This is a genomic window from Streptococcus sanguinis, from assembly GCF_013343115.1.
Classification (GTDB): Bacteria; Bacillota; Bacilli; order Lactobacillales; family Streptococcaceae; genus Streptococcus; species Streptococcus sanguinis_H.
Genome location: NZ_CP054570.1, coordinates 928258 through 944753, shown reverse-complemented (window position 1 = coordinate 944753; position 16496 = coordinate 928258). Strand labels below are relative to the sequence as shown.

Here is a 16496-nt window from a genome sequence, read left to right as displayed (position 1 = left end):
TCGTGAGAAAAGCAAGTATTTGAGAGCTAATCCTTATCATTTAGTTTGACATTTGAAGTATTTGGTACTAAAATAAAGGAAGGTACCAAATAAGAAAGAAGAGTCAACATGTTGCCCGCATATATCAAAATTCATGATCAGATTAAGAAAGACATCGACGATGCCGTTTGGGAGATTGGAGAGCGCCTGCCCAGTGAGCGAGATCTAGCCGAAACCTTTAAGGTCAGCCGTATGACCCTGCGTCAGGCCATTACGCTCTTGGTTGATGAGGGGGTGCTAGAGCGTCGAGTCGGTAGTGGCACCTTCGTTGCCAGTACACGTGTTCAGGAGAAAATGCGCGGCACCACCAGCTTCACGGAAATCATGAAGGCACAAGGCAAAACGCCATCCAGCCAGCTCATTTCTTATCGACGCACTCTGCCGAGTGAGCAGGAAGTGGAGAAGCTAGGCATCCATAAGACAGAAAATGTCATTCGGATGGAGCGGGTTCGCTACGCTGACGATTTGCCAGTGGTTTACGAGGTAGCTTCAATTCCTGAGAAGTTCATTAAGAATTTCAAAAAAGAAGAGGTGACTAGTCATTTCTTCCAGACCTTGCAGGAACATGGCTATAAGATTGGCAAGTCCCAGCAGACGATTTATGCTCGACTGGCTAAGGAAAAAATTGCCAATTACCTTGATATTCCCCGCGGTCATGCCATCTTAGGACTGACTCAGATTTCTTACTTTGATGACGGCACAGCTTTTGAATATGTAAAAAGCCAATATGTCGGCGATCGTTTTGAATTTTATTTGGAAAACAATTAATTATTGCAAAACTCTTGGTTATCACCAAGGGTTTTTAACTTGCCTTTTACTCGGTAGAAAAAGCTGATTGAAGTTTTGCAATCTCATATTTCGAGTGTTTATTTCCCTTGTCAGACTAGAGTTTATCATGCTTTTCTGGTATAATGTTTCTTATGGAAATTGAAAAAACAAACCGAATGAATGCTCTCTTTGAGTTTTATGCGGCGCTTTTGACTGACAAGCAGATGAACTATATTGAACTCTACTATGCAGATGATTACAGTCTGGCGGAGATTGCCGAGGAGTTTGGTGTTAGCCGTCAGGCTGTTTACGATAATATCAAGCGGACAGAGAAGATTCTGGAAGACTATGAGAAAAAGCTGCACATGTACTCGGACTACATTGTCAGAAGTCAGATATTTGACCAGATTACAGAGAAATACCCTGGCGACAGCTATCTGCAGGAGCAGATCGGGATTCTGTCTGGTATTGACAATAGGGAGTGACCATGGCTAAACAAGTTAGCTACAAGGGAATGTCTTGCTGGTTGTTAGAGTTGGAAGAATCTTTTCCTGCCAGGGTGCAAATCATCTCCCCTGACGATCTTTCTAAGGCAATGCAAGAAGGCTTCAGCTGCTGGGGCTACCCAAATGAGATTATGAAAGAAGTCTCCACTGAGGAATACGCTTGTTTAACTCGTTTTGGAAAATTTCCACTGAATTGATTGAAATAGAAACTAGGAGAAATAAAATATGGCATTTGAAAGTTTAACGGAACGTTTACAGAACGTCTTTAAAAATCTGCGTAGAAAAGGAAAAATCTCAGAGAGCGATGTCCAGGAAGCAACCAAAGAGATTCGTCTGGCCCTTTTAGAAGCCGATGTTGCCCTGCCAGTTGTCAAAGACTTTATCAAGAAAGTCCGTGAGCGCGCTGTTGGTCATGAGGTTATCGACACCCTCAATCCAGCGCAACAAATCATCAAGATTGTTGACGAAGAGCTGACAACTATTCTGGGTTCTGATACTGCTGAGATTATCAAGTCACCAAAGATTCCAACTATTATCATGATGGTTGGTCTGCAAGGGGCTGGTAAGACCACCTTTGCCGGAAAGCTTGCTAATAAGCTCAAGAAAGAAGAAAATGCTCGTCCTCTCATGATTGCGGCGGATATTTACCGTCCGGCGGCTATTGATCAGCTGAAAACACTTGGACAGCAAATTGATGTACCTGTCTTTGCTCTGGGGACCGAAGTTCCAGCAGTTGAGATTGTCCGTCAGGGTTTGGAGCAAGCCAAAGCAAACCACAATGACTATGTCCTGATTGATACGGCTGGGCGCCTTCAGATTGACGAAAAGCTCATGCAGGAGCTGTCAGATGTCAAAGCGCTGGCTAATCCGAATGAAATCCTCTTGGTTGTCGATGCCATGATTGGTCAGGAAGCGGCTAATGTCGCTCGTGAGTTTAACAGTCAACTGGAAGTGACCGGGGTTATCCTGACTAAGATTGATGGCGATACCCGTGGTGGTGCAGCCCTGTCTGTTCGTCAGATTACTGGTAAGCCTATTAAATTTACTGGTACCGGTGAAAAAATCACTGATATCGAAACCTTCCACCCAGACCGTATGTCTAGCCGGATTCTAGGCATGGGGGACATGCTGACTTTGATTGAAAAAGCCTCTCAAGAATATGATGAGAAAAAATCGCTTGAAATGGCTGAAAAGATGCGGGAAAACACCTTTGATTTCAATGATTTTATTGATCAGTTGGATCAGGTACAAGGCATGGGACCTATGGAAGACTTGCTCAAGCTGATTCCAGGTATGGCCAATAATCCTGCCCTCAAGAATATCAAAGTGGACGAGAAAGAAATTGCCCGCAAGCGCGCTATCGTATCCTCTATGACACCGGCTGAGCGTGAAAATCCTGACTTGCTGAGTCCTAGCCGTCGCCGTCGGATTGCTAATGGTTCAGGTAACAGTTTCGTTGATGTCAATAAATTTATCAAAGACTTCAATCAAGCTAAGCAGATGATGCAGGGCGTTCTGTCAGGCGATATGAGCAAGATGATGAAGCAAATGGGTCTCAATCCAAACAATATGCCTAAGAACATGCCTGGTGGCGGAGGAATTCCCGACATGTCAGCTCTTGAAGGCATGATGGGCCAAGGAAGTATGCCAGATATGTCAGGCTTAGGAGGAGCCGGCATGCCGGATATGAGCCAAATGTTCGGAGGTGGTCTCAAAGGGAAGGCCGGAGAGTTCCTGATGCGCCGCAGCATGAATAAAATGGCCAAGCAAATGAAGAAAAACAAGAAGAAGCGGAAGTAATAACAAAAAAACAAGTCGCATAACTAAGTTTTATGTGGCTTGTTTTTGGAAACATCAGATTCAGATACGGAGACTAGAATGAAGCCTTTTTTGACTCAATTGATTCATCGACTTGCTAAAACCTTTCAAAAATTATTGAATAAGCTGCCTTCCCACCCTATTTCTCATCTACCTGCCAGCAAGGTCGAAATATGTCCCATTATCATGATTCCAGGTAGTTCGGCGACAGAGAATCGATTTAATCGAATGGTTAAAAAGCTCAACCACAATCAGCATCCGCGTCATAGTCTGGTCCGTATTAAAGTCTGGAATGACGGACACATGACTTACCGAGGGCATTTGAAGCGGAAAGACGGAAACCCCATTTTTGTGGTTGGCTTTCAAAATAATCGTGATGGTTATAAAAATATCAAGAAACAAGCGGCCATGTTTGATGCTGCCTTGACTGTCTTGCGAGAGAAGTACTCTTTTAACAACTTTAAGGCGCTGGGGCATTCTAATGGAGGACTAGTTTATACAGTATTCCTGCAGCAATACCTGACAAACCATTCTGATTTGGAGGTGGAAAAGCTCCTGACTATTGGCAGTCCTTATAATCTGAACAAGAAAAATCTCAATCATCGAGTCGCGATGCTAGATGACTTTGTAGCCAATCAGGGAAAACTTCCTAAGAAGCTGCAGCATTTGTCAATTTTGGGAATTTTTTTCCGAGATGGTGACGGAATTGTCCATAAAAGCAGTGTAGAGGCTGGGAGCTTGATTTACAAAGGAAAAATAGCTTCACACAGAGAGGTTGTCATCGTAGGTAAGGATGCCCATCATTCCTCTCTGCCCCAAAATGAACAGGTAATTGATTTGATTAGGGATTTTTTGTTATAATAAAAATAAACTTAAACCGATAAATCTTTACATAATTTAATTTTGGTAAAAAATTAGAAAGGCGACAAAACAATGAAAATAACAGAAATTCTTCATAGGTATTATGGTGACTTTGATCTGATAAATGAAAAATGGAATGAAGACTATGAAAGCATTTTGATTAAGCCAAAGGATGATCAAGAATATAAAAGATGCCGTTTGGCAAAGAAAACGCCCAAAAAAGAAGGCTACTTTACAGTCTTTTGGAAAAAAGACCAAGACAACAAGAATATCCCTTATACTGATAAAGACTTGGGTAATAAACTGGTTATTGTCGTCATCGAAGACCGTCATTGCGGTATATTTATCATTCCCAAAGAGGTGGCTATCAGTAAAAAAATTCTTTCTACAAAGGATTGTAAAGGAAAGATGGCAATGCGGTTTTATCCGTCCTGGTGCACAAATTTAAATAAAACAGCTCAGGCAACACAAAAATGGCAACTGGATTATTTTCAAAAAATCGAATCAGATGAATAAGTTTCAGGTAAAACAAGACAGAGTTTAGTTTCTCAATTCTGTCTTGTTTTTATTATCTGTTATCTGTTTTGTAGTAAAGTTAGATTACTTACCTCCCTCTATCATCTTTCCGAAAAACTATAATTTTCTTGAAAAATATATCTAGATATGCTATACTACTTTTATAGAAAAAACGGAGAAATATGATGAGACGTGAACTGTTATTAGAAAGAATTGATAAACTTAAGGCTACCATGCCCTGGTACATTTTGGAATATTACCAGTCTAAGCTGGCAGTACCTTATAGTTTTACAACCTTATACGAATATCTCAAAGAATATGATCGCTTTTTTAACTGGGTGCTGGAATCTGGCATCACAGACGCTTCGCATATTGCTGAGATTCCTCTTTCGGTCTTGGAAAACATGACCAAGAAAGACATGGAAGCCTTCATTCTGTATCTGCGAGAGCGTCCGCTTCTCAATGCTAATACGACCCAAAACGGTGTTTCTCAGACAACCATCAGCCGAACTCTTTCGGCTTTGTCCAGCCTCTATAAATATTTGACTGAGGAAGTTGAAAACGAACAGGGTGAGCCCTACTTCTATCGAAATGTGATGAAAAAGGTTGCTACTAAGAAGAAAAAGGAAACTCTGGCTGCTCGTGCTGAGAATATTAAGCAGAAGCTCTTTTTAGGAGATGAGACAGAAGAATTCCTCCAGTATATTGATACAGAGTACCCTAAGAAGCTCTCTAATCGCGCTCTGTCCTCCTTCAACAAAAACAAAGAACGTGATCTAGCTATCATTGCCTTGCTGCTAGCCTCTGGTGTTCGTCTGTCTGAAGCTGTTAATCTTGATCTGAAAGACATCAATCTCAAAATGATGGTTATCGAAGTAACTAGAAAAGGCGGGAAAAGGGATTCTGTCAATGTTGCTGCTTTTGCCAAGCCCTACTTAGAAGAATATCTAAACATTCGGAGCAAACGATACAAGGCCGAAAAGACTGATACAGCCTTCTTTTTGACTGAATACCGCGGCACTCCTAATCGAATCGATGCTTCCAGTGTCGAAAAAATGGTGGCCAAGTATTCTGAGGACTTCAAGGTGCGAGTGACACCTCACAAACTCCGCCACACGCTTGCTACACGTTTATACGATGCAACCAAATCTCAAGTTCTCGTCAGTCATCAGCTAGGGCATGCTAGCACTCAGGTAACGGACCTCTACACCCACATTGTCAATGATGAACAAAAGAATGCTTTAGATAAACTATAGTTTACATAATTAAAAATATGTAAATATTGTAATAAAAATAAAAGAGCGAAAATCCATTTTAGATGCTTCGCTCTTTTTCTTATAAAAACTCAATCCAATAATTACGATGGGGTTCAACAATCAGCGGTTTGCCCCAGAAGTGCTTGAGATGTTCTAGATTTGCTGCTGTGACAGGTCGATTCTTGGAGTTGTACTTTTCAGCGCTTTCTCTAGTTAGGAAACATTTGACTGCTTCGTAGGAGCCTTCTGCTGTCTCTCTATTCAGCCCTTCGAAGCTAACTTCATCGCCTGGCTGAGGATTATCCGTGAAGAGTTTTCCGATAAAATAGACCGTTTTACTCTTCATCAGATCGTAAGCCTTGATATTCTCTATTCGATTATTAGCTGCTGCAAACATGATACAAAAGCTGTCTACAAGATCCTTCAAGGGCATCAGGTCTTCCTTGGGAACGAAAACATCTATCATGTAGAGCCCGCCAATAACTAGGTTTTGAAAAGAAGGTTGCTGAATGACATTATCTAACGCCATACCAAGTGGCAATTTCACTGCTTGATAGCCAGATTTTTCAAATTCTTCTTTCTTTTTCTCATAATCTTCTTCAGATATGCTAACATAAAAATTGTCTGGATTAGGAGAAGTTTTTTTCTTCAGAAAAGCTACAACTGTGCGATCCAACTGCTCAAACAGACCAAGGCTTTCTACTGGGACTTTCTGCATCAAGACACCTCTTTCTCTAATTCCCTATCATTTTATCATATCTAGCAGATAAAGCCTAGAGAAAACTAGCCGGTCAAAGAAACGTAAGAATGTTGTCGATTTGAAATAAACTCTTTACATGAAAAACCAAACTCTCGAAGAGTTTGGTTTTCTTTATGTCATATTTTAACCGACGATAGCTTCGGCAATCTCTTCTCTGCTGATTCCAGCAAAGTAGCGGCTAATATCAATCGTTTCAAGAGCTTTCAGGACATCTTCACGCTCGTATTTAACACCGCGCAGCACATCTTCTACTGCTGCTACGTCCTCAATACCAAAGAAGTCTCCATAGATTTTAATATCCTGAATCTTAGATTCAACAACATTGGCAAAGATTTCTACCTTACCGCTGGTAAATTTGGTGCCACGGCGCACATTGTATTCAGGTGATTTACCATAGTTCCAGTCCCAAGTTCCAAACTTGCTATCTCTGATTTGCTTGATTTCTTCCAGTTCTTTCTCGGAAAAGACATATTCTGTCATTTCTGGATACTCTTTCTTCATATAGTCCAGAAGCAGGTCACGGAATTCTTCGACAGTAATCTTTTCTGGCAATTCATTGACAATATTTGTCACGCGTGCACGAACAGATTTAACCCCTTTTGATTCGAACTTATCTTTAGAAACCTTAAGTGCATTGGCCAAGACTGACAGATCAACATCAAAGAGCAGGCAACCATGGTGCATGATACGGCCATTGATATAGGCCTGCGCATTGCCACAGAACTTCTTACCGTCAATTTCCAGGTCATTACGGCCAGTGAATTCAGCCTTTACTCCAAGTTCTGCTAGAGTGTTGATAACCGGCGTAGAAAAACTCTTGAAGTCAAAAGCTCTATCTTCACTTTCCTTAGAGATAATGGTGTAGTTAAGGTTGTTTAGATCATGATAAACAGCTCCTCCGCCACTGATACGACGCACAACTTCAATGCCATGCTCACGAACATAATCACGGTTGATTTCTTCGATAGTGTTTTGGTGGCGCCCTACGATGATAGAAGGTTTGTTAATCCAGAGCAGGAAAATTTCATCCTCATCTAAGAGGTGTTTGAAAGCATATTCTTCCAGAGCAATATTAAAAGCTGTGTCATTTGAGTAGTTAACAATGTATTTCATAAGCTACCTCTTTATACGATAGAGACTGGAACAATGATTTATGTCCAGTCTAATCTATCTTTTAAATTATTTTTTCTTAGGTGAGTGAACTGCCAACCCCAGTACGTCTGCAAAAGCTTCGTACATAACTTCTGAGAAGGTTGGGTGACCGTGAATGGTCTTAAGCATTTCTTCTACAGTGATTTCCATTTCGATGATGGTTGATGCTTCGTTGATCAATTCTGCAGCTGCAGGACCGATGATATGAACACCTAGGACTTCACCGTACTTCTTGTCGGCAATGACTTTAACGAAACCTTGAGCTGCATCTGAAGCAATGGCGCGGCCGTTAGCAGCGAAGTTGAACTTACCGATTGCTACATCGTATTTCTCACGAGCTTGCTCTTCTGTCAAACCAACTGCTGCTACTTCTGGCAGGGTGTAAATAGCTGCAGGCGTCAGATTGAGTTTAGCAACATGGTGATTACCTTTCAGCGCATTTTCAGCAGCAACTTCACCCATACGGAAGGCTGCATGAGCCAGCATCTTAGTACCATTGATATCACCTGGTGCGTAAATACCTGGAACAGAAGTTTCCATGTACTCATTGACCTTGATACGGCCACGATCCAGTTCGAACTCAACCTCGCCAATACCTTCTAGGTCTGGCACACGTCCGATAGATAGCAGAGCCTTATCTGCAACAATATCTTCTTTTCCTTCTACCTTGATACGAAGTTTTCCATTTTCTTCGATGATTTCTTCTAACTTAGTTTCAGTCAGGATTGTCATGCCCTTGCGCTCCAAGATGAGGCGAAGGTTTTTAGAAACTTCCGCATCCATAGCGGGTACGATGCGGTCCATCATTTCGATAACGGTAACTTTTGAGCCAAATGTCATGAAGGCTTGTCCAAGCTCAATACCGACAACACCACCGCCGATAATAACCAGATTTTCTGGCACTTCGTTCATTTCCAAAATATCATCACTGGTCATAACAAGAGATGATTCCATACCAGGAACATTGATCTTGCTGACTTTTGAACCACCAGCCAAGATAATCTTCTTCGTTTCTAGCAGCTCGCTGCCGTTTACAAGAACATTCTTGTCTTTAGTAATGGTGCCAATTCCCTTATGAACATCTACGCCATAGCTGCGAAGAAGGCCAGCAACACCGCCAACGAGTGTATTGACAACCTTGTTTTTGGTTTCCAAAACCTTGTCCATGTCCACTATGAAGCTTGGGTTTTCGATGATGATACCACGGTTAGCAGCGTGACCAAGGCTTTCAATGATTTCAGCATTGTGCAAGTAAGTCTTGGTAGGAATACAGCCACGGTTCAAGCAGGTTCCGCCGAGTTCGGACTTCTCAACTAAGGCAATCTTACCACCCAGCTGGGCTGCTTTTATAGCCGCTACATAACCAGCAGGTCCGCCACCGATAACAACGATATCGTAAGCATCATCACTCTTATCATCATCTGTACTTACTGCCGCTGTCGTAGGAGCTGGTGCTTCCGCAGGTGCAGAGCCGCCAGCGGTTGGGATATTTTCCCCTTCTTCTCCCAAGTAACCGATGACTTCCGTTACTGGAACAGTTTCTCCGTCACCTTTGAGAATAGCAATCAGGTAGCCGTCTTCTTCGGCTTCCAATTCCATACTGACCTTGTCAGTCATAATTTCCAGAAGGATTTCCCCTTCTTTGACAAATTCGCCGACTTTCTTATTCCATTGGACAATTTGCCCTTCAGTCATATCCACGCCGGCTTTTGGCATAATTACTTCTAAAGCCATTTTTCTTTCCTTTTCTAATTTAATTTTTCATTTGCTGAGTGTTTCGTTTCTTTGTTTTTCAGACTAGCAAAGAAAATCTTATACCAACATTGAAATTGGGTCTTCAATAAGAACCTTCAAGTCCTTCATAAACTTAGCTCCAGCCATTCCGTCAACTACACGGTGGTCAATGGTCAAGCCTAGGCTCATAATTGGACGAATAACAATTTCACCATTAACAACGACAGGTTTTTCTACTGTTGAGCTCACACCCAAGATAGCAGAGTTTGGCTGGTTGATGATTGGCCCAAAAGACTGAACGCCAAACATACCCAAGTTACTGATTGTGAAGGTTGAATTTTGCAGCTCGCTCGGAGCTAATTTGCCTTCCAAGGTACGTCCGATTACATCTTTAAAGGCTACTACAAGCTCTGATAGGCTCATTTTTTCTGCATTGTAGACAACTGGTGTCATCAGGCCATTATCCATACCGACTGCCATTGAAAGGTTGACATAGTTGTGTGTAATAATGGTCTTGCCGTCCTCTGTCAAAGTTGAGTTGAGGTAAGGATGCTTCATCAATGTCTTCACAACAGCCAGCGAAAGCAGGTCTGTGACAGTTACTTTTTTGCCAGTTGCTTCCATGATTGGATCCAGCACTTTTTTACGCAAGGCCAGCATTTCTGTCATATCAACATCATAGTTGAGGGTGAAGGTTGGCGCCGTCAGGTAAGATTCTACCATCCGCTGAGCAATGACCTTCCGCATCGGCGTCATTGGAATACGCTCAATTTCGCCATAAGGAGTGACATTATCAGGCACTTCTTCCACTTTTTCAATTTGAGCAGGAGATTTGATTGTGTCGCTCTCAACATTCTCAGGCAAGAAAGCAAGTACATCCTTCTTCATAATCTTGCCACGATGGCCAGTTCCTTGGATCTCTTGCCAAGCAATATTGTGTTCTTGAGCAATTCGTTTTGCCAGTGGTGAAATGCGCACCACATTTGTATCTTTATAAGTTTCCACGTCTTCTTTGTGGACACGACCGTTTGCGCCTGAGCCAGAAACATCATAGAGGTTAATTCCCAAATCATCCGCTAACTTTCTAGCTGCAGGAGTCGCTCTTAGCTTGTCATCAGCCATGACCTCTCCAATTCTATTATAAGATATTAAGGACGCAGAGGACAATGAAAAAATAGGAGATTGACGCTGTGTTCGATGAACACAAGGAAATCTATCTTTTTTCGCAGTCCTCCGTCCGAATTCAATTACATGATACTAAGGGCGTAAAAAGCGACTGAAAAATAAGAAATCAACGCTGGCTTCAATGAAACCAAGGAGATTTATCTTTTTTCCGAGCTTTTAGCCCATGTTAAACTCTACAAGTAACTTGGATACAAATGTATCTAAAGTTATTATAGTTACCGCTATCTGCGACCAACCTTGTAGACCTACTAATTCGCTCATCAGATAAAATCGATCCGAATAACGATTGTCTGCAATTAGTAAAATTTTAGCTACTTTGACCCTCTACACAAGATTAGATTACATAAAATAATTTATGTAATCTAATTCGTAAGAAAGCCTTTTCTTTATTATACCTTATTCTTTATGATATGTCTTCCGAATAGCGTCTTTGATGCTTTCAACGGTCGGAATCATCGCATTTTCCAAGTTTTGTGCATAAGGCATTGGCACATCTTCACCTGCACAACGGCGGATTGGCGCATCTAGATAGTCAAATGCTTCTGACTCAGAAATAATCGCTGAAATTTCTCCAATGAAACCGCTAGTTTTGTGGGCATCATTAACCAAAACGACCTTTCCAGTCTTCTTAACAGAGTTGATGATAATATCCTTATCAAGTGGCACCAATGTACGTGGGTCAACCACTTCTACAGAGATACCTTCTTCTGCTAATTCTTCAGCCGCCTGCATGACACGGCGAAGCATTTTTCCGTAGGTAACAACTGTTACATCGGTACCTTCTTTTTTGATTTCACCAACACCAAGTGGTATTACATACTCAGGATCCAGTGGCACTTCGCCTTTTTGGTTAAATTCAGACTTGTATTCTAGAATAATGACTGGGTTGTTATCTCGGATAGAAGCCTTGAGAAGCCCCTTCATATCAGCCGGAGTTCCTGGAGCGACTACTTTAAGGCCTGGAATGTGGGTAAACCAAGATTCCAAAGACTGCGAGTGTTGAGCAGCAGAACCAACTCCATTACCTGCTGCACAGCGGACAGTCATTGGTACTTGTCCTTTTCCGCCAAACATATAGCGCGTTTTAGCGGCTTGGTTAACAATAGAATCCATGGCGATTACAGAGAAGTCCATAAAGGTCATGTCTACGATTGGACGCAGCCCTGTCATAGCTGCTCCAGCTGCTGCTCCAGAAATAGCTGCTTCTGAAATAGGACAGTCACGTACACGCTCTGGACCGAACTCTTCCAGCATACCAACAGATGTTCCGAAATCTCCACCAAAGACTCCGACATCTTCTCCCATCAAGAGTACATTTTCATCGCGACGCATTTCCTCAGACATAGCGAGGATAATGGTGTCACGAAAAGACATAGTTTTAGTTTCCATTTTCTTTTTCTCCTCTCTTTAGTCTGCGTAAATATCTTCAAAGGCAGATTCAAGCGGCGGGAATGGGCTTTCTTCTGCAAATTTTACAGACGCTTCTACTGCTTCTTTTACTCCAGCTTGGATAGCTTCCAGCTCTTCCTCGCTTGCAATCTTATTTTCCACCAGGTATTTACGAAGATTTTCGATTGGATCCTTCTTCTTCCATTCTTCTACTTCTTCACGAGTACGGTATTTACCTGGGTCCGAAGACGAGTGTCCCAACCAACGATAGGTCACACTCTCAATCAAGACAGGTCCTTTACCACTACGAACATGCTCTACAGCCTTTTGGAAGCCTTCATAGACATCCAGAACATTATTGCCATCTTCGATGAACATACCTGGAATGCCATAAGCTGCACTGCGCTCGTGGATGTGCTCTACATTGGTCATTTTCTTGATGTCGGCAGAAATACCATAGCCGTTATTGATACAATAGAAAATAACTGGTAGATTCCAGATAGAAGCCATATTGACTGCTTCGTGGAAGACACCTTCGTTGGTAGCCCCGTCTCCAAAGAAGCAGACAACAATCTTACCTGTCTTCTGCATTTGCTGGGTCAAGGCTGCTCCGACAGCAATTCCCATGCCGCCGCCAACGATACCATTGGCACCAAGGTTTCCAGCATCTAGGTCAGCAATGTGCATAGATCCGCCTTTTCCTTTACAGGTTCCAGTATATTTACCAAGGATTTCCGCCATCATTTCGTTGAGGTTGATTCCTTTGGCGATAGCTTGACCGTGCCCTCGGTGGTTAGAAGTCAGCAAATCATCCTCATTCAAGGCCAGCATAGCACCGACATTGGCCGCTTCCTCACCTACTGAGAAGTGAGTCATTCCAGGAACCTTTCCTTTTTTTACAAGTTGAGCAATTTTTAAGTCCATGCGACGGATTTCTTCCATCTTACGGAACATCTCTAACAAAAGATTTTTATCTAAAGTTGCCATTTTTTTGCCTTTCTAAGCATAATTCTTCTATTTAATTCTATCTAAAGCTGTAAGCACTGTCAAAACTTTTGCTCACTTGCATTTCACAAAGAAAAACCAGTCAATCCATTGGATAAACTGGTTTTCGATGCCAAAATAGAAATTTCACAAACTTTTTGTGCTAGAGTAGTTTTTACTATTTTGAAACTGTTATACGAAAATAATAGCAGAGCACGACTCCGATTAGTCTGCCTGTTTAGCAAAGTCTGCAATCATCTGCTCCATCTGCTCACAGCTTGGTGTTGTCAGCATATAGAGGTAATCACCTTGCAGCTCCGCAAATGCAGCTGGCATGTCTTTCTTAACTTTGAAATTATCTCTGTATTTCTCCAGCAAGTCAGCCTCAGGGTAAGCATAGTTCGTTGATGCACGGCGTGATGTTGCCAGACAATACAGCGGCTCCATGTGGGCAGCTGGGAAAGGCTCTCCTGCTACAATCGCTGCATAGCCTCTGTAAAGATCGATTGAGTGGGCGAAATTATAGACATCAATGGTAAAGCCGCCTGCTGGACGGTTATTGTACTCAATGGCTACATAATCATCACCTTCGCGGAAGAACTCAATATGGAAAAAGCGTTCTTTCATGCCGAAAATTTTGACAATCGCTTCTCCATATGCACGGAGTTTGGGATCCATATCCTTGAGAACGTAGTAGGAATTGTCCATCTTATAGATCATCAAATCCAGCGGTGTATGAGCATAGTCAAAGGTAGTTGAAAAGACGATCTGACCATCCTTATCTACCAAACCATCAAAGGTACAAATCTCGCCAGACTGGACAAACTTTTCAAAGAAATAAGCTGTCTGATGATCCCATTCTTGCTTGAATCGTTCGACATCTTCTGCTGTTTCTAATTTAAAGGTTGCAGCTGCTCCTACTCCATTATCAGGCTTAGCAATCAAAGGCAGACCAAGTTTCTTGACAGCCAAATCAGCGCCTGCTTCTGTATTTACAATCTGACCTGGAACGACTGGAACACCTGCTTTTTTAAAGAGCTTCTTCATCTCTGATTTGAACTTGGTCTTTTTCAAGTCTTTTGGTTTTGCTCCAAAGACATTGAATTGCTCACGCAACTCAGCGTCCAGTTCTAGCCAGTATTCATTATGCGACTCAATCCGATCGATAGGTCCATGCTTGTAGAAGAGAAAGGCCACTGCTCTTTTTACTTCGTCAAGATTTTCAAGATTTTCTACTCTGAAATATTCGGTCAATGAATCCTTCAAAGGCTGGTCTAGCTGGTCATAAGGCTCCTGACCGATTCCCAGAACAGTGATTCCTTTGTTAGCTAGTTCCACAGTAAACTGCTGAAAATTTTGTGGATAATAGGGAGAAATAACGATATAATTCATAGGAAACCTCCTTTAAAGATTGAGTTCATTAAGGAAATAAGGCATTTGCTTACGCCACCAAATCCAGTCATGGGAAACATCATGACCCCATTCGGCAAACCAAGCTGGAATATTCTTATGCTCAAAAGCTTCTTTCAGCGTGTAGAAGGAAGGTAGACCATCCTGCTCCCAGTCGCCCAAGCCAGTACAAACGATAATATCGGCCTGTCGATAGCGGTCAATAAACCAGCCATCATTTTGGTTCCAGATATAGTCGGCTGGTGAGTTTTGATAAATGACTTCGTCGTTCAAATTGTCACCGACAAAGAAACGTGCATCATAGACACCACTGAGGGCAATCACTTTATTGAAAACATCTGGATGCTGCAGAAAGAAATTAACAGCATGATAAGCTCCCATGGAGCAACCTGTCGTCATCATAGGGTCAAACCAGCCCGTCTTATGCTTAACGAAAGGAATAGCTTCCTCGATGACATAACGCTCATATGCACGATGCATTTCTGCTCGATCGTGAGGATGCTTCCAGTCCGCCAACCAACTCTCACTATCAACACTACTGAGAGTGAAAAACTGGACTTTACCAGCTTCGATAAAGCCTGCGCAGGCCTCAATCATACCAAAGTCAGCATACTCATTGTGGCTGCCGCCTGATGATGCAAAGACTATAATCGGGAGCCCAGCGTGGCCATAGCGATTGATATACATTTCACGGCCTAGATTACCGCTCCAATGGCTTAAAAATTCTACATGCATAGTTTCTACCTCTTTCTCACTGTTTGACTAGCTTACCACTTCTCGCTGATAAAACGGAAACAGTCTGGCAAGTGCTCTGCCCAAGCAATCTCGTTGTGAATAGCTCCAGACTGGATCTTAATCTGAATATTTGCCAAATCTACCCCAGACACAAGCAACTGCCGGAAATAGCTGAGCGATGAATCAATATAGGCCTGCTTGATATTGCCCGCCATCAATGTCTTATCTGTATCATCAGCCTCTTCCGTCCCAACATAAATGAAAACTCGCTGGTCTGCCTGAAGCGTTTTTCTCTCAATATAACGATCAAAAGCTTCCTGATGAAGCCAATTAGCTGATGAAAAGATGCCCAGACAGCCAATCTGATCTTGGTATTCAACACCGATAAACTGGCTGATATTTCCCCCAAGAGAAGAGCCAATCATAGCCGTATGCAACCGATCCGACTTGGTTCGATAATGCTGGTCAATGAAAGGCTTGACGACTTCCATGACGAACTCCGCATACTCCGTTCCCTTGCCGCCAAACTGAATGCCGGGAATATTGGACTCTTGGAACTTCCAAGCTGCGTATTCATTCATCCGCCGTTGGCCATCGTTATCAATAGCCACGACAATCATTTTTTCAATATCTGGATTGCGTTTGATTGTCGGAATAACTTTCCACGAATGGCCGCTGAAAGACTCCTTGCTATAGAGAACGTTTTGTCCGTCATGAAAATAAACGACTGGATAAGTCTTGTTTGTGTCCTGGCTATAGTTCTTTGGAAGCAATACGCGGACACGGCGTTTCTGCTTGGTATAAGGAACGACTAACTCATGCGTTTTCATTTCAAGATAAAAATAGGATTTATTCATTTTCAGAAAACTTTCTATTTTCAAAATTTTTATTTATTATATCACAAATTAAGCAAAAAAGTTAGGGATTTCCTAACTTTTTAATGATTTTTATTAGATAATGATAGAAAATAGATTATTTATCCAAATAAGGCTGTAAATCCTGCAAGGCTCGCTCAGCAATTTTATTCTGCTACTTTTTGAGCCAATCGCAAGTAATCCGTCAAATGCTTGTTTTCTATATCTTCAAGCGTATGTAATTTCAAATGGCGACGGCCTTTACCCTTGCCTTCCAACAAACCGTATGGGTCTGCCATCTCGGCGCCACGACCAAATTCCACAGTTACATGCTGCTTATAAACAAAAATGCCGCAAAACGGTTCGGGGGCGGCAAACAAAATACCGCCATATTTCACTTCTTCGACTACCGTATCTGACAGTTGCCGTATTTTCGTGCGCACACTATTGGCGATTTCATACAAGGCAGGATTATTAATTAGCCAATCATCCAGCAGATTTTTTACTTTTTGGTTCATGGTCTCCTCCT

The 16496-nt window shown here is 42.2% G+C and carries 17 protein-coding genes; 7 read left to right on the top strand and 10 right to left on the bottom strand.

All coding sequences use genetic code 11. The features are described from left to right. The first annotated feature begins 108 nt into the window (after positions 1–108). From FOC72_RS04695 to xerS, 7 genes are all read left to right on the top strand, one after another. Complete coding sequence (locus tag FOC72_RS04695) at positions 109–807, top strand: GntR family transcriptional regulator (RefSeq protein WP_002895508.1); 699 nt, start codon at positions 109–111, stop codon at positions 805–807. A gap of 152 nt (positions 808–959) precedes the next feature. Next, the gene (locus FOC72_RS04690; protein WP_032906723.1) at positions 960–1292 is read left to right on the top strand and encodes a putative DNA-binding protein; all 333 of its coding nucleotides are present in this window, start codon (positions 960–962) and stop codon (positions 1290–1292) included. 2 nt (positions 1293–1294) lie between these two features. Next, positions 1295–1510 carry a hypothetical protein gene (locus FOC72_RS04685; protein ID WP_002895505.1) on the top strand — a complete coding sequence of 72 codons (216 nt, stop codon included), beginning with the start codon at positions 1295–1297 and terminating at the stop codon, positions 1508–1510. 28 nt (positions 1511–1538) lie between these two features. Then, complete coding sequence (gene ffh, locus FOC72_RS04680; protein WP_002895504.1) at positions 1539–3113, top strand: signal recognition particle protein; 1575 nt, start codon at positions 1539–1541, stop codon at positions 3111–3113. Between the two features lie 78 nt (positions 3114–3191). Continuing rightward, a complete protein-coding gene (locus tag FOC72_RS04675) occupies positions 3192–3992 on the top strand; it encodes an alpha/beta hydrolase (RefSeq protein WP_002895503.1) in 801 nt (266 codons plus the stop codon). 72 nt (positions 3993–4064) lie between these two features. Beyond that, a complete protein-coding gene (locus FOC72_RS04670) occupies positions 4065–4508 on the top strand; it encodes a MepB family protein (RefSeq protein WP_002895501.1) in 444 nt (147 codons plus the stop codon). A 185-nt stretch (positions 4509–4693) separates the two neighbouring features. Then, complete coding sequence (gene xerS, locus FOC72_RS04665) at positions 4694–5764, top strand: tyrosine recombinase XerS (RefSeq protein ID WP_032914167.1); 1071 nt, start codon at positions 4694–4696, stop codon at positions 5762–5764. Between the two features lie 79 nt (positions 5765–5843). Here xerS and FOC72_RS04660 read toward each other — a convergent pair whose 3' ends face one another. From FOC72_RS04660 to FOC72_RS04615, 10 genes are all read right to left on the bottom strand, one after another. Continuing rightward, positions 5844–6482, bottom strand: a complete 639-nt coding sequence (locus FOC72_RS04660) for a hypothetical protein (RefSeq protein ID WP_002895498.1) — start codon at positions 6480–6482, stop codon at positions 5844–5846. Between the two features lie 165 nt (positions 6483–6647). Further along, on the bottom strand, positions 6648–7637 hold the full coding sequence (gene lplA / locus FOC72_RS04655) for a lipoate--protein ligase (protein WP_002895497.1): 990 nt from the start codon (positions 7635–7637) through the stop codon (positions 6648–6650). Between the two features lie 66 nt (positions 7638–7703). Beyond that, positions 7704–9410, bottom strand: a complete 1707-nt coding sequence (gene lpdA, locus FOC72_RS04650) for a dihydrolipoyl dehydrogenase (protein ID WP_002895496.1) — start codon at positions 9408–9410, stop codon at positions 7704–7706. 78 nt (positions 9411–9488) lie between these two features. Further along, positions 9489–10532: a dihydrolipoamide acetyltransferase gene (locus tag FOC72_RS04645; protein WP_002895495.1), complete on the bottom strand. Its 1044-nt coding sequence runs from the start codon at positions 10530–10532 to the stop codon at positions 9489–9491. A 459-nt stretch (positions 10533–10991) separates the two neighbouring features. Then, on the bottom strand, positions 10992–11984 hold the full coding sequence (locus FOC72_RS04640) for an alpha-ketoacid dehydrogenase subunit beta (protein WP_002895494.1): 993 nt from the start codon (positions 11982–11984) through the stop codon (positions 10992–10994). A gap of 18 nt (positions 11985–12002) precedes the next feature. Continuing rightward, a complete protein-coding gene (locus tag FOC72_RS04635) occupies positions 12003–12971 on the bottom strand; it encodes a thiamine pyrophosphate-dependent dehydrogenase E1 component subunit alpha (protein ID WP_002895492.1) in 969 nt (322 codons plus the stop codon). A 222-nt stretch (positions 12972–13193) separates the two neighbouring features. Further along, complete coding sequence (locus FOC72_RS04630; protein ID WP_002895491.1) at positions 13194–14360, bottom strand: ATP-grasp domain-containing protein; 1167 nt, start codon at positions 14358–14360, stop codon at positions 13194–13196. A 12-nt stretch (positions 14361–14372) separates the two neighbouring features. Next, entirely contained in the window at positions 14373–15113 is a 741-nt protein-coding gene (locus FOC72_RS04625) for an esterase family protein (RefSeq protein ID WP_002895490.1), read from the bottom strand. A gap of 32 nt (positions 15114–15145) precedes the next feature. Beyond that, on the bottom strand, positions 15146–15970 hold the full coding sequence (locus FOC72_RS04620) for an alpha/beta hydrolase (protein ID WP_002895489.1): 825 nt from the start codon (positions 15968–15970) through the stop codon (positions 15146–15148). Positions 15971–16134: 164 nt separating this feature from the next. Then, the gene (locus FOC72_RS04615; RefSeq protein ID WP_002895488.1) at positions 16135–16485 is read right to left on the bottom strand and encodes a DUF1801 domain-containing protein; all 351 of its coding nucleotides are present in this window, start codon (positions 16483–16485) and stop codon (positions 16135–16137) included. Positions 16486–16496 lie beyond the last annotated feature (11 nt).

Coding starts and splice junctions, on each gene's coding strand:
- FOC72_RS04620 (WP_002895489.1), bottom strand. CDS start 15,970: ATGAATAAATCCTATTTTTATCTTGAAATGAAAACGCATGAGTTAGTC.
- FOC72_RS04675 (WP_002895503.1), top strand. CDS start 3,192: ATGAAGCCTTTTTTGACTCAATTGATTCATCGACTTGCTAAAACCTTT.
- FOC72_RS04660 (WP_002895498.1), bottom strand. CDS start 6,482: ATGCAGAAAGTCCCAGTAGAAAGCCTTGGTCTGTTTGAGCAGTTGGAT.
- FOC72_RS04670 (WP_002895501.1), top strand. CDS start 4,065: ATGAAAATAACAGAAATTCTTCATAGGTATTATGGTGACTTTGATCTG.
- FOC72_RS04640 (WP_002895494.1), bottom strand. CDS start 11,984: ATGGAAACTAAAACTATGTCTTTTCGTGACACCATTATCCTCGCTATG.
- FOC72_RS04615 (WP_002895488.1), bottom strand. CDS start 16,485: ATGAACCAAAAAGTAAAAAATCTGCTGGATGATTGGCTAATTAATAAT.
- FOC72_RS04630 (WP_002895491.1), bottom strand. CDS start 14,360: ATGAATTATATCGTTATTTCTCCCTATTATCCACAAAATTTTCAGCAG.
- xerS (WP_032914167.1), top strand. CDS start 4,694: ATGAGACGTGAACTGTTATTAGAAAGAATTGATAAACTTAAGGCTACC.
- FOC72_RS04690 (WP_032906723.1), top strand. CDS start 960: ATGGAAATTGAAAAAACAAACCGAATGAATGCTCTCTTTGAGTTTTAT.
- FOC72_RS04645 (WP_002895495.1), bottom strand. CDS start 10,532: ATGGCTGATGACAAGCTAAGAGCGACTCCTGCAGCTAGAAAGTTAGCG.
- lpdA (WP_002895496.1), bottom strand. CDS start 9,410: ATGGCTTTAGAAGTAATTATGCCAAAAGCCGGCGTGGATATGACTGAA.
- FOC72_RS04625 (WP_002895490.1), bottom strand. CDS start 15,113: ATGCATGTAGAATTTTTAAGCCATTGGAGCGGTAATCTAGGCCGTGAA.
- FOC72_RS04635 (WP_002895492.1), bottom strand. CDS start 12,971: ATGGCAACTTTAGATAAAAATCTTTTGTTAGAGATGTTCCGTAAGATG.
- FOC72_RS04695 (WP_002895508.1), top strand. CDS start 109: ATGTTGCCCGCATATATCAAAATTCATGATCAGATTAAGAAAGACATC.
- FOC72_RS04685 (WP_002895505.1), top strand. CDS start 1,295: ATGGCTAAACAAGTTAGCTACAAGGGAATGTCTTGCTGGTTGTTAGAG.
- lplA (WP_002895497.1), bottom strand. CDS start 7,637: ATGAAATACATTGTTAACTACTCAAATGACACAGCTTTTAATATTGCT.
- ffh (WP_002895504.1), top strand. CDS start 1,539: ATGGCATTTGAAAGTTTAACGGAACGTTTACAGAACGTCTTTAAAAAT.